Below are 20735 nucleotides of genomic sequence, written 5' to 3'. Positions count from 1 at the left end.
CGTCGGCGGCCTCGACCGCGCGCGCGGCCAGCACCGCGCCCCAGGCCGCGGCGATGCCGATGGCGGGCGCGCCGCGCACGGTCAGCGCGTGGATCGCCGCGGCGACTTCGTCGCTGTCGGCGCAGGTCACGTACTCCACCACGAACGGCAGCTTGCGCTGGTCGAGCAGTTCCAGGGCCTGGCCGGTCCAGCGGATCGGGCGGATGCGGTCGTAGCGGTCGAAATCGATGGCGTCGTTCATGGCGGTCAGTTTAACGGATGCGTGTGTCGGTCTTGAAACCTCGGGGGTTTGCGCCGTCTGCGACGAAAGCGTCGGGCCTGAAGGCCCTCCCACAAGAGCCTTTCGCAAGGCCCTGCCACAAGGCTTTTGCAAGAGGGCCTTCTGGCCCGATGCTCTACGCCGCGACGCCGCGCCCCAACAAGAAAGCCCCGGCTTGCGGCCGGGGCTTGCTCGATCGTTCCGCGATGCGCAGCGCTCAGTCGACCTGGAAGCGCCCGCGGCAGCCGTTGGACACCCACACGCCGGCGCGGTCCCAGCCCCAGGTCTGGCCCTCGATGCACGGCGAGCCGGAGCTCTGGCGGATCAGCCGCACGTCGCGGCGGATGCTCATGTTGCAGCGGTTCTGGCGGTTGTTGTTGGACTCGCAGCTGATCTCGCGGCCGCCGCCGCCCCAACCGCCGCCGTTGTTGCCGCCGCCGTTCCAGCCGCCGCCATTCCAGCCGCCACCGCCGCGGGTGGCCACGAACTCGCCGCGGCAACCGTTGCTGACCCAGACCTCGCCCGGGCGCGAACCCCAGCTCTGGCCCTCGATGCACGACGAGGACGACAGCTGGCGCTGCAGGCGCGCGCGGTTGCCGTTGATCGGGCAAGTGCGCGAGCGGCCGCCGTCGGATTCGCAGCGCACCACATCGCCGCTGCCGCCGCCGTTCCAGCCGCCGCCACCGCCGCCCCAGTTGCCGCCGCCGCGGCCCAGGTCGAACTCGGCGCGGCAGCCTTCCGAGACCCAGACGCCGTTGCGGTCGTAGCCCCAGCTGCGGCCCTGGATGCACGAGGAGCTCGACAGCTGGCGCGACAGGCGCACGCCGCCGCGGGTGTCGGCGTTGCAACGGCGATAGCGGCCGCTGTCGGATTCGCAGCGGATGCTGCCGGAGTCGCCATAGCCGTAGTCGTTGTACTGCGCCTGCGCGGCGCCCGCGGCGCCCAGGCCGAGGGCCAGGGTCAGGCCGGCGGTGGAAAGCATGCGTGCGGACATGTCGTGCTCCTTGTCGTGTTCGGTTTTGCCGAGGACTCTAGCGTCGTTCGCTTAACGCCAGCTCAAGATTTCCGGGCGCGAAGGAAGCCGGTGAAGAATGCCAAGAATGCATTCATCGCGTGCTTATTGTTAAACGATTACATGCGTCCGGCTGCGCCGTTGGTCGCATGACTTGTGACCTATAGGCCATCGCCGCGGCGGCACCGCTGCGCGGCAATCGCGCAGTGCAGCATCAGCCGCCGTTGTTGCGGAAGTCGAGTTCGAATTCGGCGCGGCAACCGCCCTCGACCCACACGCCGTGGGCGTCGTAGCCCCAGCTGCGGCCTTCCACGCATTCGGACTTGGACAATTGCTTGACCATGCGCACGCCCGAGCCGGTGTCGCCGTCGCAACGGCGCGCACGCCGGTCCAGCGATTCGCACTTGATCAGCTTGCGGCTCTGCGCCGCGGCGGCCGCGGCGGCGGCCTGTTCGTCTTCGGGCTGGACGCCGAGCAGGCGGAATTCGCCGCGGCAACCGCCGGCCACCCACACGCCGCTGTTGTCGGCGCCCCAAGTCTGGTTGCGCAGGCACGGTTGTTTGGACAGTTGCTGGGCCAGCGCGACGCCGTCTTCGGTGCGCGCGGCGCAATGGTTCCAGCGCCCGCCCAGCGACTCACACTTGATCACGCGCGCGCCGCTGGTGCTGTCGCCGCCGCTGCCGCCGCGGCCGAGCACGAAGTCGGCCGAGCAGCCTTGCGACACCCACACGCCGCCGCGATCGGCGCCCCAACTGGTGCCTTCCACGCAGGGCTTGCCGGAGCTGCGCCGGACCAGGCGCACGCCGCCGCGGGTATCGGCCGGACAGCGCACGGTCTGCTCGTCGTCGGACGCGCAGCGCAGCAGATTGCCGCCGTACAGCCGCTCGCCCGCGGGCTCGGCGGACGCCGGCTCCGCGACGGCCGCGCCGACGCCGGCGACGGCGGTCAACGCGCACAGCCGGATCGCGGCTTTCAGACTACCCATGCACGGCCCCCTGCGAGTGGTGCCAACACTCTAACCGCGAACCGTGAACTTGCAACGGAAACCGCCGAGCCGGCCGATCCCGGCAGGCGCAACGTTCACCGCGGTCAAGCTCGCGTGAAGTCGAACGCCAATACGTCGGCGATGCGCGGCGTGTCGAGCAGCGCCATCAGCAAGCGGTCGACGCCCAAAGCGACGCCGGCGCAATCGGGGAAACCGGCGGCGAGCGCGGCCAGCAGCGCCTCGTCGCGCGGCGGCGCGACGGCGCCGCGCTGCGCGCGCAGTTCGCGATCGCGATCGAAACGCGCGCCCTGCTCGGCCGGATCGGCCAGTTCGTGGTAGCCGTTGGCCAGTTCCAGCGGCCCCAGGTAGAGCTCGAAACGCTCGGCCACCGCGCATCCGCCGGCGTCGGCGCGCACCCGCGCCAACGCGCATTGCGAGGCCGGGTAATCGCGCACGGCCAGCATTTCGTCGCGGCCGAAGTGCGGCTGCAGGCGATGGGTCATCAGCAGGTCGAGCCAGTCGTCGCGGCCCAGGCCGTGCGGATCGATGACCACCTCGCCGAGCGCGGCGCGCAGTTCCTCGTCGCTGGCGGTGAACGGATCCAGGCCGAGGCGTTCGCAATAGAGCTCGCGATAAGCGATTTCGCGCAAGCTCGCCGCGCGCCCGACCAACGCCAGCGCCGCGCGCACCAGTTCGGCGGTCTCGCCGATCAGGCGGCGGTGGTCCCAGCCGCTGCGGTACCACTCGAGCATGGTGAACTCGGGGTTGTGGCGGCCGCCGGCTTCGCCGTCGCGGAACACCCGGCCGAGTTCGTAGCAATCGCCGAAGCCGGCCGCGAGCAGGCGCTTGAGCGGAAACTCCGGCGACGTGCGCAGCCAGCGCGTGCGCGGCGCGCCGTCGGTGCGGCCGCTGAATTCCAGCGCGAACGAGGCGATGTTGGGATCGGTGTTGCCGGCGCGCGACATCGTCGGCGTTTCCACCTCGGTCACATCGCGCGCGGCGAAGAACGCGCGGATTTCGGCGTTCAGGCGCGCGCGCAGGCGCAGGGCTTCGAACCCGGCGGAGGGGCGCCAGTCGGCCGCGCTCATTCGTGCTCGGCCAGGAACGCCAGCAACTTCGCTTCGTCCCATACGTCCACGCCCAGCTCCTGCGCCTTGGCCAGCTTGGAACCGGCGTCGCTGCCGGCGACGACGAAGCTGGTCTTCTTCGACACGCTGCCGGAGACCTTGGCGCCGAGTTTTTCCAGCCGCGCCTTGGCCTCGTCGCGGCTCATCGCGTCCAGGCCGCCGGTCAGCACCGCGGTCTGGCCGTCGAGCGGCCCAACCGAAGAGGACTCGGCCGCAGGCGTCAACGCATCGAGCCGCTTCAGCGCGTCGCCCACCCGCGTCAACAAGCGCGCGTTCTCATCCACGCTGAGCCACGCAGCCAACGCCTGCGCGCTTTCCGCCGGCAAGCCCGCGGTCACGTAGGCATGTTCCGGCGCATCCAGCAGCTTCTGCGCATCGCCGAACGCGGCGCCGAGCTGGTCGGCGCGGATCTTGGTGACCTTGGGAATTTCCATGTCGACCAGCAGCGTCGCCAGGTTCAGGCCTTCGCGCAGCCTGGCCGATGGCGGATGGGCGTCGCCCACGCGCACGCCGCGCGCGAGCAGGTCGTCGATGACCTGCTGGTTGCCGCGCTGGTCGAAGAAATGGCCGAGCGCGCGCGCGACCTCGCCGCCGACGTCGGGCAGGCGCTTGAACACCGGCCACGGCAGCGTGCGGATCAGGTCGAGATCGCCCAGCCACACCGCCAGCGCCTTGGCCGTGCTTTCGCCGACGTGCTGGATGCCGAGCGCGAACAGGAAGCGCTCCAGTGTGGTGTCGCGGCTGCGGTCGATGGCCTCGATCAGGTTCTCGGCCCACTTGGTCGCGACCTTGCCGGCCTTGACCGTCTCCGGGGTGGTGCCGTCGCGCTCGTCGGCGCGGCGCTTCATCGCCAGCAGGTCGTCGAGTTCGAGCTTGTACAGGTCGGCGACCGATTGCACATAGCCCAGGTCCGACAGGTCTTCGATGTAGCGCTCGCCGAGGCCTTCGATGTCCATCGCCCGGCGCGAGGCGAAATGGCCGACGGCCTGCTTGCGTTGCGCGGCGCAGGTGAGGCCGCCGGAGCAGCGCCACACCACGCCGTCCTCTTCGCGCAGGATTTCCGAGCCGCACACCGGGCAGTGTTCGGGCATGCGCCACTGCGGCGCGTCCGGCGCGCGGTACTCGGGCACCACCCGCGCCACTTCCGGGATCACGTCGCCGGCGCGGCGCACGATCACGGTGTCGCCGATGCGCACGTCCAGGCGCGCGATCTGGTCGGCGTTGTGCAGGGTCGCGTTGGTGACCACGACGCCGGCGACCTGCACCGGCTTGAGCCGCGCCACCGGCGTGGCCGCGCCGGTGCGGCCGATCTGGATGTCGATGCCTTCCAGCACGGTGGATTGCTCCTGCGCCGGGAACTTGTGCGCGATCGCCCAGCGCGGCGCGCGCGAGACGAAGCCCATCTCGCGCTGGCCGGCGTAGTCGTCGAGCTTGTAGACCACGCCGTCGATGTCGAACGGCAGCGCGTCGCGCTTGTCGCCCATCCGCCGGTAGTAGCCGAGCAGGCCGTCGGCGCCGGCGACCACGCCGCTTTCGCCGCTGACCGGGAAGCCCCAGTCGCGCAGTCGCTTCAGCGTGGCCGAATGGCTGGCCGGCAGCGCGTAATCGTCGGCGACCACGCCGACCGCATAGGCGTAGAACGCCAGCGGCCGCTGCGCGGTGATGCGCGGGTCGAGCTGGCGCAGCGAGCCGGCCGCGCCGTTGCGCGGATTGGCCAGGACCTTGCCGCCCTGCGCGATGGCCTTTTCGTTGTAGGCCTTGAACGCGGCCAGCGGCATGTAGACCTCGCCGCGCACTTCCAGCAGCGCCGGCCAGCCCTGGCCGCGCAGCTTCATCGGAATGGCCTTGACCGTGCGCAGGTTGGCGGTGACGTCCTCGCCGGTGGCGCCGTCGCCGCGGGTCGCGCCCTGGACGAAAACGCCGTTTTCGTAGCGCAGGCTGATCGCCAGGCCGTCGAGCTTGGGTTCGACCGAGAATTCGGGGTTCGCGCGGTCCAGCCGTTCCTCGATCCGGCGCACGAAGTCGGCGACTTCCTCGTCGCTGAAGGCATTGCCGAGCGAGAGCATCGGCACCGCGTGGCGGACCTGGGCGAACTGGCCCGAGGGCGAACTGCCGACGCGCTGGGTCGGCGAATCGGCCGAGGCCAGTTCGGGATGCGCGGCCTCCAGCGCCTCGAGCTCGCGCAGCAGGCGGTCGTAGTCGGCGTCGGCCAGGGTCGGGTCGTCGAGGACGTAATAGCGGTAGTTGGCGTCTTCGAGCTGGGCGCGCAATTCGGCGGCGCGTTGCGCGGCTGGGGTCGCGGTGTTCTTCGGGGTCACGGGTCGGCGTCCTGGCGCGGCGATGGCGGCATTTTGAACGGGAATCGCGCAATTGTGGATGGCCGAAGTCGCCGCGAGTGCGACCTGCCGACGCTGCGCCGATTTCCCCCTGTAGGAGCGGCGCAAGCCGCGACCGCGCCGTTGCGATTGCGGCGAAAAACGGAAACCGGCGTTAGACCATGACGCCGATCGCGCAGGTTCGTCATGGTTGGATTGGCGCGGTCGCGGCTTGCGCCGCTCCTACAGGGGGGAATCGCAGTTGCGATGGGTGGGGGGCGATTCGTCGCTTTGGACGGTGCGGCGGGGCGGCGTCGCTTCGGTTGGTCGCGGCTTGCGCCGCTCCTGCAGGTGGGCCTTCGGTGGCAGAAACCCGACGCCCCGCGGAAGCGGGGCGTCGGGGCTCACCAGCGCGTCGGCTTGCTCAGCGGCGGCGCTTCGCGCTGGCGGTCGTAGGCGCGCAGTTCGTCGCGCAGGTGGGCGATGCGCTGGCGGCCCAGGGCGTTGCGCTGTTCGTCCAGGACCACCGCGTCGAGCAGCTCGGCCATGCGCTGGGCGGTCGGCAGCATGGTTTCCCAGGCGTCGAGCGCCGGCACCGGCGCCGGCAGGGTCAGGAAGAAGGCGATCGCCGGGGTCTCCAGCGCCTGGATCTGGGCCATGTCGAAGCTGCCGGGCTTCATGATGTTGGCCACGCTGAACACCGGGCCGCGCTCGGGGTGGCCCTCGACCAGGCGGTGGTAGACGCCCATGTGGCCGTAGACCAGGCCGGCCTTCTCGGCGGCGACCACGATGTCCGGGCCGTGCAGCTTCTGCCCGGCGCGCGCGGCCAGGTACAGGGTCACGATCTTGTCGAATTCGTCGCTGACGCGCCGGCCCAGCTCGCTGGCCGCGGCGTTGGCGCCGCCTTCCAGGGTGCGGTCGAACAGCTCCAGCTCGGCCTGGGTGGTGGCCTCGCCCGGCGCCGGGCCGCCCTCGCCGAGCTCGTTTTCGATCTGCTCGCCCAGGGTCGGTTCCTGGCGCGGCGCCGACGCCGGCTTGCGTTCGCCGGCGCGGCTGTCGTCCTCGCGGGCGATGCGCTTGCCCTGGCCGGGCTTGCGCGGGCGGCCGAAGAACACGATCGCGCCGATCAGGATCAGGCCGGCGATCAGGATGCCGATCCTCATCAGGGTCACGTCGGACATTCGGTAGCTCCTTTTGCTGCTGGAAATCGGGAAAGGGGAATCGGGAATCGTTGCAGCGCGACGCGGCCGTTCGATTCGCTACCCGCCGTTCCGGCTCCTGTGGATCTTGTAGGCAAAACGAAAATCGCGAGATAGGGAATCGTTAAAGCGCGGCGCCGCCGTTTCCGGTTCCAGGCGCCGCGCCGCGAACCTAGGCCGCGCCGGCCAGGCGCGTCGCCTCGGCCAGGTCGACCGACACCAGCCGGCTCACGCCCGGCTCGCGCATGGTCACGCCCGCCAGTTGCTGCGCGGCTTCCATCGTCGCCTTGTTGTGGCTGACGAACAGGAACTGTACCTGCTCGCTCATCTCGCTGACCATCGCGGTGAAGCGGCCGACGTTGGCTTCGTCGAGCGGCGCGTCGACCTCGTCGAGCAGGCAGAACGGCGCCGGGTTCAAGCGGAAGATCGCGAACACCAGCGCCACCGCGGTCATCGCCTTCTCGCCGCCGGACAGCAGCGAGATGTTGGACACGCGCTTGCCCGGCGGCCGCGCCATGATCGCAACGCCCGTGTCGAGCAGGTCCTCGCCGGTGAGTTCCAGATAGGCGTGGCCGCCGCCGAACAGGCGCGGATAGAGCTCCTGCACGCCGGAATTGACCCGGTCGAAGGTGTCCTTGAAGCGGCCGCGGGTCTCGCGGTCGATCTTGCGGATCGCCTCTTCCAGGGTTTCCAGCGCGGTGGTCAGGTCGGTGTTCTGGGCGTCGAGGTAATCCTTGCGCTGCGCGGCCTCGGCGTGCTCGGCGATCGCCGCCAGGTTGACCGGCTCCAGCCGGCGCAGCTTGTTGTCGAGGTCGGCGACGGCGCGTTCCCAGGTCTGCGGGTCGGCGTCTTCGTCGAGCGCATCGACCACCTCCTGCAGCACCGCGCCGGCTTCGGCGATGGCCTCGGTCAGGGTTTCGGCCTTGAGCACCAGCGCCTGCTGCTCCAGGCGGCGCTGGCCGATGGCTTCGCGCTGCTGCAGGGCCTGTTCGTCGCGCTGCTGGCGGGTCTGCTCGAACTTGCGCAGGTCGTTGTCGATGCCGTCGAGCGCGGTGCGCGCAGCGGTGAGGTCTTGTTCGGCGATCACGCGCTGCTCCAGCGCGACTTGCCGCTGCTGCTCCAGGTCCTGCACCGGCTGGTCGCCGTCGCTGAGCTGGGCGGTGAGTTCGTTCAAGCGCGTATCGAGCTGGCCGCGCTGGCCGCCCATGCGCTGCAGGGTCTGGCTCAGGCCGGCGATCTGGGCGCGCTGGGTTTCCAGGCTCAGCACCAGGGCGTGGGCGGCGTCGCGCGATTCGCGCGCCATGTTGCGGGCGGTGTCGCGCGCTTCGAACAGGCGGCTGCGCTCGGCTTCCAGGCGCTGGCGCTGGTCTTCCAGCTCGCCCATGCGCTCCACCGCCGCGTCCTGGCGCAGGCGCGCCTCGCGCGCCTGCTCGTTGGCGCTGTCGAGCGCGATCAGCAGTTGCTCGAGATCGGCGTCGATCTTGTCGATGCGGTCGCGGGCCTGGTCGAGCCGGCCCTGGTGGCTGTGCAACTGGCCGCCGAGTTCGGACACGCTGCGGTGGGCCATGTACAGCGAGCGCTGCGCGTCTTCGCGGTGCTGCTCGGCGGCCAGGGCGCGGTCGCGCAGCTGGATCTGCTGGTGCTCGAGTTCGCGCTCGCGTTCCTGCAGCTCTTCGATTTCCGCGCGCAGGCTCTGGATCTCGCGCTCGCGCAGCAAGGCGCCCTGCTTGGCCGCGCCGGAACGCAGCACCCGCACCCAGCCGGCGCCGAGGCGCTCGCCGTTGCGGGTGATGACGGTCTCGTCGGCGCCGATCTGCGCCACCAGCGCCCGCGCCGCAGCCAGGTCGTCGGCGCCGTGCAGGCGCGCGAGCAGGCGCCGGATCGCGGCCGGGCCCTGCACTTTCGCGGCCAGCGAGGTCGCCGGATAGACGGTGCCGTCGCGCTCGGGCGAGACCAGGGTCAGGCGGCCTTCGCCGAGTTCGCCGATCGCATCGACCAAAGCTTCGGGCGCTTCCACCAGCACGCCCTCGATGAGCTGGCCGAGCGCGCTTTCCACCGCGTTCTCCCAGCCCGCGTCAACGCTGAGCACTTCGCCCACGCGCTGGGCCGAATCCAGGCCGCGCGCCTTGAGCCAGGTGGCGGCTGCGCCCTGCTCCTGGCCGAGCGCGGCGTGCTGCAGGGTTTCCAGCGACGACAGCCGGCCGCGCGAGGTCTGCGCCTGCTTGCGCACCTCGGCCAACTGGTTCTGGGTGCCGCGCTGCTGCTCCTGCAGATCGCCGAGCGCGGTCTTGCGGGCTTCCAGTTCTTCGCTGAGGCTGTCCAGCGATTCCTTCTGCAGGTCGTGCTGGCTCTGCAATTGCTCGAACGCCGCCGCCAGGGCGGCGACGTCCAGGCCCGAGCGCTCGCTGGTCAGCGCCTCGCGGCGGCGGTCGGCGTCCAGGGTCTGGCGGTCGAGGCCCTCGATGCGGGTGCGCTCGACCTCGGCCGCGCGCGCGGCTTCGGATTGTTCGCGGCTGTGGCCGTCCCAGCGCTGCTGCCAGTCCTGCAGCTTGCTCTCGGCCTCGCGCAGCGCCTCCTGGCGCGCCTCGTCGTCTTCGCGCAGCGCCTCCAGGCGCGGCTCGGCGTCGGCCACCGCGGCCATCAGCACGTCCAGGCGCGCCTGGTCGCTGCCGATGTGCTCGCCGATTTCCTCCAGCTGCGCCAGCGCTTCCTCGCGCGCCTTGCGCAGGCGCCCGGACAGGTCGCGCTGGTGCTGGATCTGCTGTTCGATCCGGGCCAGCGCGCCGCCGACTTCGTAGCTGGCGGCCTGGGCCTTGTTCAAGGCCTCGGCCGCTTCCTCGCGGCGCACGCGTCCGGTTTCCAGCTCGCGCTCGGCCTCGCGCTGTTCGGCGATGAGCTGCTGCAGGCGGGTTTCCTGCTGCGAGAGCTTCTCGCGCTGGGCCTGCAGCTTCTGGTCCAGGGCGCGGTATTCCAGCGCCTTCCACTGCACGTCCTTGACCTTGCGCTCGGCCTGGATCGCCTGGTACTGCTCGGCCTGGCGCGCCTGCCGGCGCAGATGTTCGAGCTGCTTGCCGACCTCTTCGCGCAGGTCGTTCAAGCGGTCGAGGTTCTCGCGGGTGTGGCGGATGCGGGTCTCGGTTTCCTTGCGCCGTTCCTTGTACTTGGAAATGCCGGCGGCTTCTTCCAGGTAGACGCGCAGCTCTTCGGGCTTGGCCTCGATGATCTGCGAAATCATGCCCTGCTCGATGATCGAGTAGCTGCGCGGGCCCAGGCCGGTGCCGAGGAACAGGTCGGTGATGTCGCGGCGGCGGCACTTGGCGCCGTTGAGGTAGTACTGGTTGACGCTGTCGCGGCTGACCGTGCGCTTGACCGAGATTTCGTCGAACGCGCCGTATTCGCCGGTGATGGTGTGGTCGGAGTTGTCGAAGATCAGCTCGACCATCGCCTGCGACACCGGCTTGCGCGCGGAGGAGCCGGCGAAGATCACGTCGGTCAGCGAGTCGCCGCGCAGCCGGCTGGCCGAACTCTCGCCCATCACCCAGCGCACCGCGTCGATGATGTTCGACTTGCCGCAGCCGTTGGGACCGACCACGCCGGTCATGTTGGTGGGCAGGTGCAGCGTGGTCGGGTCGACGAAGGACTTGAAACCGGACAGCTTGATCGTGGACAGACGCATGCGGCGTTGGGGCCTCTGGACGGCGGACGCGGCCGTGGAAATTAGGTTAGGCAGTGCGGCCAAGCGATTGAATCTGCTGGGCCAGCGGCGGGCGTGAGCCGCGCCTGCCTGGGAGTATAGCGGGCCGGGGCCGAGCCCGCCGTCAGAAGCCCCGGGCCGGCCCGGGGCCCGCCCCGGAGCCCGCGCGCAGGGCTTCGGCGGCGGCGCCGGACGGCCCGCGCGCGGCTCCGCACCATCGCCCCATGCGCGACGTGTTAAATAGGGCGGCCCGCCTTTTCACCTCGCCCCTGGAACGATCCGCCCGCATGAGCCGACCGCGCGCTTCCAATCCGACCCGCAAGGCCGGCGAGCACCTGACCATGGCCGACCTGGCCGAACTGGCCGGGGTCTCGGCGATCACCGTCTCGCGCGCGCTGCGCGACAGCCCGCTGGTCAATCCCGAGACCCGCCAGCGGATCAAGGAACTGGCCGAGCGCCAGGGTTATCAGTTCAACGTCAGCGCGCGCAATCTGCGCCTGCGCCGCAGCATGACCGTGGCGGTGGTGGTGGAAATGAAGCCGACCGTGGAGCGGCAGATGTCCGGGCCGTATCCGCTGGACCTGCTCGGCGGCATCAGCCAGGAGCTGACCTCGGCCGGCTACAGCGTACTGCTGACCTCGCTGCAGGGCGGCGCCCTGCCCAGCGTGCAGGCCGCCGACGGGGTGATCCTGCTCGGCCAGGGCGCGCACGAGGACGCGATGCACCAGGTCCGCCGCTGGGGCCGGCCGATGGTGGTGTGGGGCGCGGTCAGCCGGCACGAATCGCAGATCGTGGTCGGCAGCGACAACCAGCGCGGCGGCAAGCTCGCCGCCGAGCGCTTCCTGGCCCTGGGCCGGCGCCGGCCGGTGTTCCTCGGCGACGACGCCCACGGCGAGTTCGCCGAGCGCCTGCTCGGCTTCCGCCAGGCCCTGGGCGCGCACGGGATCCAGCCGCTGACCCCGAGCGTGGCCAATTTCACCGTCAGCGCCGGCGCCCAGGCGGTGCACGCGCTGCTCGACCAGCACCCGCAGTTCGACGCCCTGTTCGCGGCCAGCGACCTGCTCGCGATCGGCGCGATCCGCGCCCTGATCGAACGCGGCCGGCGCGTGCCCGAGGACGTGTCGGTGATCGGCTACGACGACACGCCGCTGGGCGCGACCTACCTGCCGCCGTTGACCTCGATCCACCAGAACTTCGTCGACGCCGGCGTGCTGCTGGCGCGCAAGGTGCTGGCGCTGATCGAGGGCGAACCGGCGGCGTCGGAGATTCTGCCGACCCATCTGGTCGCGCGGGTCACCTGAGAGCGTAGCGGCGCGGCTTTCGCCGCTCCTGCAAGGAGCTTCGTGGCGACGGGCTTGCCCTGTAGGAGCGGCGCGAGCCGCGACCGCGGCGGGGCGGATCGCGGCGAAGGTTCGGCTGGCGGTGGCGCAGGCATGGGACGGGCTCGCCGTCATCGGTTTGGCGCGGTCGCGGCTTGCGCCGCTCCTGCAAGGAGCTTCATGGCGGCGGGCTTGCCCTGTAGGAGCGGCGCGAGCCGCGACCGCGGCAGGGCGGATCGCGGCGGAAGTACGGCTGGTGGTGGCGCAGGCATGGGACGGGCGCGCCGTCATCGGCTTGGCGCGGTCGCGGCTTGCGCCGCTCCTACAGGGGGGGCCGGGCTGCGCAATTCTTGTTGCGTTGCAGCGATGGGGGCGACGGCGGAAGGGGCCGGGTTGTGCATCCCGGCCCTCCTCAACTCCCTGATTCGGCGGGGTTAGCCGCCCGCTTCCGGCCCCCGGCGCAGGTCCGGGATGCGCCGGCCGCCATCGCCCTGTTATCGGTAACTTGACATCGATAACAACGAATCACTACGGTCCGCCTCCATCGACGCCGCAGCGCTCTGCGGCCCCGCTTACAGGCCCGCCGCGTGACCGCTCTGTCCCCCGCCTCCGTTTCGCCTCCCACCGCCGCCGACGTGGATCCGTGGCGCCTGCGCCAGACCAGCCGCGAGCTCGCGCGCGAGCGCCGCGACGAAACCCTGTTCGCCCTGGCCAACGGCTCGCTCGGCGTGCGCGGCGGGCTGGAGGAGGCCGACGGCGGCAGCGACGGCAGCTTCCTGGCGGCGGTGTACGAACAGCATCCGATCCACTACCACGAGCGCTTCACCGGTTTCCCGCGCCACACCGACACCCGCCTGCCGGTCGCCGACGGCCAGCGCATCGCGGTGTTCGCCGGGGGCGAACGCCTGCTGCCGGCGCCGGCGGACGCGTTCGAGCGCGAGCTGGACCTGCGCCGCGGCCGCCTGACCCGCCGCAGCGTGCTGCGTACCGGCGCCGGCGCGCGCATCGAGATCCTCGCCGAGCGCGTGGTCCCGTTCGACAGCGGCGTGCCCGGCGTGGACCTGCTGGCGATCCGCTACCGCGCCACCTCGCTCGACTACAGCGGCGCGCTGAGCCTGAGCTCGGCGATCGAATGCGGCCACGCCGCCGCCGAACAAGGCGACGACCCGCGCATCGGCGTGGCCTCGGCCGAGGGCCTGCAGTTGCTGGCGCGTCAGGCCGACGAACGCGGCGCGCACGTGGTCCAGGCGACCCGGCGCAGCGGCGTGCGCGTGGTGTGCAGCCAGGGCCATAGCATCGATGGCTTGCGATTCGCCGGCGCCGACCTCGGCGCCGAGCGCGTGGCGCAACGCTACGAAGCGCAGTTGCGCCCCGGCGAATCGGTGACGCTGGAAAAATTCGTCGCCTACGTCACCGACCGCAACCCGCACGCCACCGACCTGCCCGCCTCCGCCGCGCAGGCGCTGCAGCGCGCGCAAGCCGAAGGCTTCGAGGCCATCGCCGCACGCCAGGCGCAGGCGCTGGCGCGGTTCTGGGACGGCGCCGAACTGTCGATCGCCGGCGATCCGGCGTCCGAACAGGCGCTGCGCTTCAACCTGTTCCACCTGCTGCAATCGGCCGGGCGCAACGGCATCGACGGCACCGCCGCCAAGGGCCTCACCGGCGAAGGCTACGAAGGCCATTATTTCTGGGACACCGAAGCCTTCATGCTGCCGGTGATGGCCTACACCGCGCCGGAGGTGGCGCGGGCCATGCTGCACGCGCGCTACCTCGCGCTGGAGCCGGCGCGCAAGCACGCGCGCGAGATGAACCACAGCCGCGGCGCGCTGTTCCCCTGGCGCACCATCACCGGCGGCGAGTGTTCGGCGCACTACCCGTCCGGCTCGGCCGCGTACCACATCAACGCCGCAGTGGCCTACGGCATCGGCCTGTACCTCGACGCCAGCGGCGATCTGGATTTCCTCGCCGACTTCGGCGCCGAGATGCTGTTCGAGACCGCGCGCATCTGGCCGCAGGTCGGCCACTTCAATGCGCGCCGCGGCGGCGCGTTCTGCATCCACGACGTGACCGGGCCGGACGAATACACCGCGCTGGTCGACAACAACTTCTACACCAACCGCATGGCGCAGCGGCATCTGCAGCGCGCGGTGGCGGCGTGGGAACAGCTCGAACGCGAGCGTCCGCAGCGCTTGCGCGAGCTGGCGCAGCGCTTGCAGTTGGAAACCCACGAAGTCGACACCTGGCGCCGCGCCGCCGAGTCGATGTTCCTGCATTACGACGAGGCTTTGGGCATCTACGCCCAGGACGACACGTTTTTGGACAAGCCGCGCTGGCCGTTCCCGGAGCGCGAGGGCGAGCACCGGCCGCTGCTGCTGGATTACCACCCGCTCACGCTGTACCGCTATCAGGTGTGCAAGCAGGCCGACGTGGTGATGGGCCTGGTGCTGGCCGGCGACGGCATTGCGGCCGAGGTCAAGCGCCGCAGCTACGATTACTACGCGGCCGTGACCACGCACGACTCGACCCTGTCGGCCTCAGTGTTCGGCATCCTTGCCAGCGAAGTCGGCCATGCCGAGCAGGCCGAGCGCTTCTTCCACGACAACCTGCGCGTGGACCTGGACGATCTGCACGGCAACACCGACCACGGCGTGCACATGGCGGCGTTGGCGGGGACGTGGCTCGGGCTCGCCTCGGGTTTCGCCGGCCTGCGCGCGATCGACGGCGTGCTGCATTTCGCCCCGACCCTGCCGCAGCGCTGGCACGGTTTCAGCTTCGGCCTGCGCTGGCAGGGCCGGCGCCTGCGCATCGAGGTGCGCCGCGACGGCGTCGAATACTCGCTGCTCGACGGCGCGCCGCTGACCCTCGCCCACGCCGGCCACTACCTCGAGCTGAGCCAGGGCCAGCCGCTGCGCCGCGCCCTGGCCACGGCCGAGGTCGACGCGCGCGAACGCTTCCCGCGCCCGGCGCAGGCGCTGATCTTCGATCTCGACGGCGTGCTGACCGACACCGCGCAGACCCACTACCGCGCCTGGAAGCGCATGGCCGACGAAGAAGGCCTGGCGTTCGACCAGCACGTCAACGAACGGCTCAAGGGCGTGGACCGGATGAGTTCGCTGGAGATCATCCTGCGCCACGCCGGCCGCACGCTCAGCGCCGAACAGAAGCTGGCGCTGGCCGAGCGCAAGAACGGCTATTACGTCGAAGCCATCGCCGAGGTCACCCCGGCCGACCTGTTCCCGGGCGTGACGCGCGTGCTCGAACAGGCGCGCGCGCGCGGGCTCAAGCTCGGCCTAGCCTCGGCCAGCCGCAACGCCGCCGCCCTGCTCGCCCGGCTCGGCATCGCCGAGCGCTTCGACTACATCGCCGACGCCGCGCGGATCGCCCGCGCCAAGCCCGCGCCGGACATCTTCCTCGACGTCGCCGCCGCGCTCGGCGTGGCGCCGGCGCAGTGCATCGGCATCGAGGACGCGGCCGCCGGGGTGGCCGCGATCAAGTCCGCCGGCATGGCCGCGGTCGGCATCGGCGACGCGCGCACGCTCGCCCAGGCCGACGCCTGCCTGCCGGAGATCGCCGCTTTCGACGTAGACGCTTTCGTTTCGCCCTGACCGCGCCGGCACGTACCGTCGCGGCGGGGCCGCCTAAACCAACAATCCATATCGAATGGGTGGGGAGAACAACATGCAGCACGCCGCACACAAGCAAGGCACGCACGTTCAAAACCGGCTGATGCGCTATGCGCTGTCGGCCGCGATCGCCGCGATCCTCGCGCCCGGCCACGCGCTGGCGCAGGACGCGCAGCCGGCGCCGGCCGCGCAAGCCGCGCCGGCCTCCGACTCGGCGACCACGCTCGACGCGGTGGTGGTCAGCGGCACCGCGCGCTTCAAGGGCGTGCGCAAGCGCGACGCCAGCTTCTCGATCACCACCGCCTCGCTCGAGCAGATCCAGGAAGCGGTGCCGCTGAGCACCGCCGACGCGCTCAAGGTGGTGCCGGGCATCTGGGCCGAATCGGCCGGCGGCAGCACCGGCGCCAACATCTTCGTACGCGGCATGCCCTCGGAAGGCGACGCGCCGTTCGTGACCGTGCAGATGGACGGCGCGCCGCTGTTCCCGCCGCCGACCCTGTCGTTCCTGGAGAACTCCACGCTGTTCCGCATGGACGACACCATCGAGCGCATGGAAGTGCTGCGCGGCGGCCCCAGCCCGATCTTCTCCAACGGCCAGCCCGGCGCCACGGTCAACTTCATCCAGAAGAAGGGCGGCGAAGAGCCGGCCGGCAGCGTGCGCCTGGGCGTGGGCAGCGACGGTTTCCGCCGGGTCGACCTGTTCAACAGCGGCAAGCTCGCCGACGGCTGGTACTACAGCGTCGGCGGCTTCTACCGCAGCACCGACGGCGTGCGCGACACCCAGTTCCCGGCCGACAAGGGCGGCCAGCTCAGCGCCACCCTGACCCACAGCTGGGACAGCGGCGAGATCACCGTCTACGCCCGCCACACCGACGACAAGAACGCGTTCTTCACTCCGATCCCGCTGCTGTCGCGCAACAACGGCTCCAGCCTGTCGAGCTTCCCGGGCCTGGACGCGCAGACCGGCACCCTGCTCGGCAACGACTTCCGCCACGTCACCATCCCGACCGGCCGCGGCACCAGCATCAGCCGCGACCTCGCCGACGGCCGCGGCATCAACCTCGACGTGTTCGGCGCGTCGATGGACTTCTACGCCGGCGACTGGACCATCAGCGACCGCGTGAACTTCGTCACCGGCTCGGCGCCGACCAACGGCCTGTTCACCGGCGCCAGCCCGCAGACGCTGTCCTCGTTCATCGCCGGCTACGGCAGCGCCGGTACCGCGACCTACGTCAACGGCGGCGGCGCGGTCGATCCCAACCAGCAGGTGCTGACCGCCGGCTTCTGGGTCGTGGACAAGGAAATCGAGTCGTTCACCAACGACCTGCGCTTCAGCAAGGACCTGTTCGAAGGCAACACGCTGACCGCCGGCGTCTACTTCGCCAAGTACTCGTCCAAGGACACCTGGTACCTGGGCAACAACATGCTGCTGACCGCGCAGAACAACGCGCGCCGGATCGACCTGACCCTCGCCGACGGCCGCCAGGTCACCCGCGACGGCTTCACCGGCACCTCGTTCTTCTCGCTGCGCGGCGATTACGACGGGCAGAACACCGCGGTGTTCGTGGCCGACGAGTGGCAGGTCAACGAGCGCCTGCGCCTGGACGGCGGCATCCGCTACGAATGGCAGCAGGTCGACGGCACCGTGCACGACACCGCCACGGTCGACCTGGACGGCAATCCGAACACGCTCTACGACAACGCCACCTCGATCTCGCTGCCGGGCACGCGCCGCATCGACCAGGACGACAAGCATTTCTCCTGGACCCTGGGCGCGAACTACAAGCTCACCGACAATTCCAGCGTGTTCGCCCGCGCCAACTCCGGCTACAAGCTGCCGGCGTTCGACAACCTGCGCGACGGCAACACCAAGGTGCAGGAGATCGACCAGTACGAACTGGGCTTCAAGTCCGGCGCGCAGAGCTACGACCTGTACCTGACCGCGTTCTACAACAAGTTCACCAACTCGCCGTTCCAGGCCTTCCTCGAGGACGGCACCAACTTCACCACGGTCGGCGATTCGCGCGCCTACGGCGTGGAAGTCGAAGGCGCGTGGCGCCCGGTCGGCGGGCTGGAGCTGGCGTTGACCGGCGTGTGGCTGGACGCGAAGTACGAGAACTACCGCGAGTTCACCGGCAACCAGGTCATGCGCCAGCCCAAGCAGCAGTTCCGCTTCACCCCGAGCTATTACTGGACGCTGCCGTTCGGCGATTTGAAGGTGTTCGCCACCTACTCGCGCATCGGCGACCGCTACGCGGACCTGGCCAATACCCAGAAGCTGCCCTCGTACCACACGCTGGATGTCGGCGCGAACCTGCACGTGGGCGAGAACTGGGAGTTCGCGCTGACCGGCAGCAACGTCAGCAACGAGCTCGGCCTGACCGAGGGCAATGTGCGCGTGCCGGGCGCGGCGACCGGCGGGGTGTTCATGGGGCGGCCGATCGCGGGGCGGTCGTATTTGTTCTCGGCGGCTTACAAGTGGTGATCGGCTAAGCGGCCCTCATCCGGCCCTTTGGGCCACCTTCTCCCGCAAGCGGGGTGAGGCGCCGCGCTTGCGGGCCATTGGCCCGCGCGGCGCCGAACGCCCGAACGCTCTGCGTTCGGGCCGGGGAACGCAGTTGGGGCGAGGACGCGCTCGCCCTACTCTGCACTCGCCTTAATCTGCGCAGACACCGCACGATCCGCTGAACCACCCGCGCCGCCCAAGTCCCCGGAGCCCGCATGACCGTCGCCACCGCCCACCGCCGCCGCATGATCGCGGCGATGATCCTGACCTACATGATGTTCGGGGTCCTGCTCAACAGCGTCGGCACGGTGATCCTGCAGTCGATCCAGGGCTTCGGCATCGACAAGGCCCAGGCCAGCGTCCTGGAGGCGTTCAAGGACCTGCCGATCGCCGTGGTGTCCTTCCTCACCGCCTCGCTGCTGCCGCGGCTGGGCTATCGGCGGGCGATGATGCTCGGCCTCGGCCTGGTCCTGGCCGCCTGCGCGCTGATGCCGCTGCTGGCCTCGTTCTGGATGACCAAGGCCTTGTTCATCGCCACCGGCGCCGCCTTCGCCCTGGTCAAGGTGTCGGTGTATTCCTCCATCGGCCTGCTCACCGACTCCAGGCAGGGCCATGCCAGCCTCACCAGCATCATCGAGGGCTGGTTCATGGTCGGCGTGCTCGCCGGCTATTGGATCTTCGCCTGGTTCATCGATCCGCAATCGCCGGGCGATCCGATCTGGCTCGACGTCTACTGGCTGCTGGCCGCCATCGCCGCGGTCATCATCGCCCTGCTCGCCGGCGCGCGGCTCGACGAGAGCGCCGCGCGCGACGGCCACGCCGCCGCCGATTCCTTCCTCGACATGTTCCGCCTGATCGCCCTGCCGCTGGTCGCCGCGTTCCTGGCCTCGGCGTTCCTGTATGTGTTGATCGAACAGAGCGTGGGCACGTGGCTGCCGACCTTCAACCGCGAAATCCTGCACCTGCCGGCGAAGATGAGCGTGCAGGCGGCGAGCATCTTCGCCGTGTCGCTGGCGCTGGGCCGGCTCGCCGCCGGGCTGGCGCTGCGGCGGGTGCCGTGGCACTGGCTGCTGATCGGCTGCGTGCTGGCGATGGGCCTGCTGGTGCTGCTGGCGCTGCCGCTGGCGCGCGGCGCCCAGCCGCAAGCCGAGATGAGCTGGATGAGCGCGCCGCCGGCGGCGTTCGTGTTCCCGCTGATCGGGCTGTTCATGGCGCCTGTCTACCCGGCGATCAACTCGGTCGTGCTCAGCTCGCTGCCCAAGTCGCGGCACGCGGCGATGACCGGGCTGATCGTGGTGTTCTCCGCGCTCGGCGGCACCACCGGCTCGTTCATCACCGGCCAGTTGTTCGCGCGCATCGGCGGCGGCGCGTTCTATCTGTCGCTGCTGCCGATGACGCTGCTGGTGCTGACCATCGCGCTGCTGCGACGGCAGTCGGCGCGCGCCGACGCCGCTGGCGCTGCCGCCTGACCGGCAGGCGCTGCGCGCGGCCGGACCATGCTCGCGGCGGTGGGGGCCCCGGAGACTTCAGGGCCACACCTCGGTGAAGCCCTGGATGCCCGCCTTCGCGGGCATGACGGCATGAGGGGTTTCTCGGCGGTCGGGTTTCGCGGCAAGTCGGATTCACCGCGCCTCTCCAAGCCTTCATCCCCGCGGAGGCGGGGATCCAGAGACTTCAGAGCCATGCCGCGGTGAAGCCCTGGATGCCCGCCTTCGCGGGCATGACGACAGGTGGGTGGCGCGAGCCTGACGGGAGCTGGGTTGCATGCGCCTGCAGCAGTAGCTGGCTGCCGCGACGCCTCTCCAGCGTCGGTCAGCGGCGCACCAGCCCCAGTTCGATCAGGCTGTTCGCAGTCGCCAGCAGCGCCTGCTCGGCGCTGCGCGGATTCCAGCCGAGCAGCCGCCGCGCCTTGGCGTTGCTGGCGTTCTTGAACTTGCCCAGGTCCGGCAGGATCTGCCGCACCGCCGGGTCGGCCAGCGCCGCCAGCCGCACCAGCCAGTTCGGCAGTTGCCGCGACGGCACCCGCCGCGCCGCCGCGCCGAGTTCGCGGCGCAGGGTCGCGGCGATGTCGCCGACGCTGAGGAAATCGCCGGCGGTGGCGAGGAAGCGCTCGCCGCGCGCGGCCGAGTCGGTCATCGCGCGCAGATGCAGGTCGGCGACGTCGCGCACGTCGACCACGCCGAAATACAGCTTCGGCGCGCCCGGCAGCGCGCCGTCGAGCAGGCGCTTGACCAGCAGGATCGAGGTCGCGAAGTCGTCGCTGAGCACCGGCCCGAAGATGCCGACCGGATTGACCGCGGCCAGTTCCAGCCCGTCGCCCTCGCCGGCCACGAACTCCCAGGCCGCGCGTTCGGCGAGGGTCTTCGACTTCACGTACGGCGCCAGCGGCGCGGCGGTGTCGCTCCACACGCTCTCGTCGAACGGCTGCGCGCGCGGCCCATGGCCGTAGCCGACCGCGGCGAACGAAGACGTCAGCACCACCCGGCGCAGGCCGGCGTCGCGCGCGGCGCGCAGCACCCGCAGCGTGCCTTCGCGCGCCGGCGCGATCAGCTCGTTCTCGTCGCGCGGGATCTCGGCCGGAAACGGCGAAGCGACGTGCAGCGCGTAGTCGCAACCGGCCGCGGCCTCGGCCCAGCCTTCGTCGCGGCGCAGGTCGGCGGCGTGCAGGCTGAGCCGCTCGCCGGCGTCGACGCCGG

11 protein-coding genes and 1 pseudogene are annotated in these 20735 nt (G+C 70.6%); 4 read left to right on the top strand and 8 right to left on the bottom strand.

Annotation, left to right across the window (positions count from 1 at the left end; genetic code table 11):
* The 7 genes and pseudogenes from A7A76_RS23570 to smc all read right to left on the bottom strand — a co-directional run.
* Nucleotides 1-241: pseudogene (locus A7A76_RS23570) on the bottom strand (S-methyl-5-thioribose-1-phosphate isomerase); the annotation flags it as partial.
* Nucleotides 242-476: 235 nt separating this feature from the next.
* Complete coding sequence (locus tag A7A76_RS23565; RefSeq protein WP_206413593.1) at nucleotides 477-1253, bottom strand: DUF3011 domain-containing protein; 777 nt, start codon at nucleotides 1251-1253, stop codon at nucleotides 477-479.
* A gap of 232 nt (nucleotides 1254-1485) precedes the next feature.
* Nucleotides 1486-2256 (bottom strand): DUF3011 domain-containing protein, encoded by a 771-nt coding sequence (locus A7A76_RS23560; RefSeq protein ID WP_206413592.1) that lies wholly within the window; start codon nucleotides 2254-2256, stop codon nucleotides 1486-1488.
* Between the two features lie 104 nt (nucleotides 2257-2360).
* Complete coding sequence (gene epmA, locus A7A76_RS23555; protein WP_206413591.1) at nucleotides 2361-3344, bottom strand: EF-P lysine aminoacylase EpmA; 984 nt, start codon at nucleotides 3342-3344, stop codon at nucleotides 2361-2363.
* Nucleotides 3341-5701, bottom strand: a complete 2361-nt coding sequence (gene ligA / locus A7A76_RS23550; RefSeq protein WP_206413590.1) for an NAD-dependent DNA ligase LigA — start codon at nucleotides 5699-5701, stop codon at nucleotides 3341-3343. Before ligA ends, epmA begins: the two co-directional genes overlap by 4 nt.
* Nucleotides 5702-6102: 401 nt before the next feature.
* The gene (zipA, locus tag A7A76_RS23545) at nucleotides 6103-6879 is read right to left on the bottom strand and encodes a cell division protein ZipA (protein ID WP_206413589.1); all 777 of its coding nucleotides are present in this window, start codon (nucleotides 6877-6879) and stop codon (nucleotides 6103-6105) included.
* A gap of 190 nt (nucleotides 6880-7069) precedes the next feature.
* Nucleotides 7070-10573, bottom strand: a complete 3504-nt coding sequence (gene smc, locus A7A76_RS23540; RefSeq protein WP_206413588.1) for a chromosome segregation protein SMC — start codon at nucleotides 10571-10573, stop codon at nucleotides 7070-7072.
* Between the two features lie 305 nt (nucleotides 10574-10878).
* Here smc and A7A76_RS23535 point away from each other — a divergent pair, with 305 nt between their 5' ends.
* The 4 genes from A7A76_RS23535 to A7A76_RS23520 all read left to right on the top strand — a co-directional run bounded on the left by A7A76_RS23535 (nucleotide 10879) and on the right by A7A76_RS23520 (nucleotide 19508).
* Nucleotides 10879-11892: a LacI family DNA-binding transcriptional regulator gene (locus tag A7A76_RS23535; RefSeq protein ID WP_241201154.1), complete on the top strand. Its 1014-nt coding sequence runs from the start codon at nucleotides 10879-10881 to the stop codon at nucleotides 11890-11892.
* A gap of 605 nt (nucleotides 11893-12497) precedes the next feature.
* Complete coding sequence (gene pgmB / locus A7A76_RS23530) at nucleotides 12498-15515, top strand: beta-phosphoglucomutase (RefSeq protein ID WP_206413587.1); 3018 nt, start codon at nucleotides 12498-12500, stop codon at nucleotides 15513-15515.
* 121 nt (nucleotides 15516-15636) lie between these two features.
* Nucleotides 15637-18018: a TonB-dependent receptor gene (locus A7A76_RS23525; protein ID WP_428995227.1), complete on the top strand. Its 2382-nt coding sequence runs from the start codon at nucleotides 15637-15639 to the stop codon at nucleotides 18016-18018.
* 236 nt (nucleotides 18019-18254) lie between these two features.
* Nucleotides 18255-19508 carry an MFS transporter gene (locus tag A7A76_RS23520; RefSeq protein WP_241201153.1) on the top strand — a complete coding sequence of 418 codons (1254 nt, stop codon included), beginning with the start codon at nucleotides 18255-18257 and terminating at the stop codon, nucleotides 19506-19508.
* 343 nt (nucleotides 19509-19851) lie between these two features.
* Here the strand turns inward: A7A76_RS23520 and A7A76_RS23515 are convergent.
* A partial coding sequence (locus tag A7A76_RS23515; protein ID WP_206413585.1) for an NAD-dependent epimerase/dehydratase family protein occupies nucleotides 19852-20735 on the bottom strand: 884 nt, incomplete at its 5' end.

This window comes from Lysobacter enzymogenes, assembly GCF_017168095.1.
Lineage (GTDB): Bacteria > Pseudomonadota > Gammaproteobacteria > Xanthomonadales > Xanthomonadaceae > Lysobacter > Lysobacter enzymogenes_D.
The sequence above is the reverse complement of the archived record's forward strand: the minus strand, read 5'-3'. Positions and strand labels throughout refer to the sequence as shown.

Bases quoted from the DNA above. Each gene is read 5' to 3' on its own strand.
- epmA (WP_206413591.1), bottom strand. From the start codon at position 3,344: ATGAGCGCGGCCGACTGGCGCCCCTCCGCCGGGTTCGAAGCCCTGCGC.
- A7A76_RS23565 (WP_206413593.1), bottom strand. From the start codon at position 1,253: ATGTCCGCACGCATGCTTTCCACCGCCGGCCTGACCCTGGCCCTCGGC.
- A7A76_RS23560 (WP_206413592.1), bottom strand. From the start codon at position 2,256: ATGGGTAGTCTGAAAGCCGCGATCCGGCTGTGCGCGTTGACCGCCGTC.
- A7A76_RS23535 (WP_241201154.1), top strand. From the start codon at position 10,879: ATGAGCCGACCGCGCGCTTCCAATCCGACCCGCAAGGCCGGCGAGCAC.
- zipA (WP_206413589.1), bottom strand. From the start codon at position 6,879: ATGTCCGACGTGACCCTGATGAGGATCGGCATCCTGATCGCCGGCCTG.
- A7A76_RS23520 (WP_241201153.1), top strand. From the start codon at position 18,255: ATGACCGTCGCCACCGCCCACCGCCGCCGCATGATCGCGGCGATGATC.
- A7A76_RS23525 (WP_428995227.1), top strand. From the start codon at position 15,637: ATGCGCTATGCGCTGTCGGCCGCGATCGCCGCGATCCTCGCGCCCGGC.
- smc (WP_206413588.1), bottom strand. From the start codon at position 10,573: ATGCGTCTGTCCACGATCAAGCTGTCCGGTTTCAAGTCCTTCGTCGAC.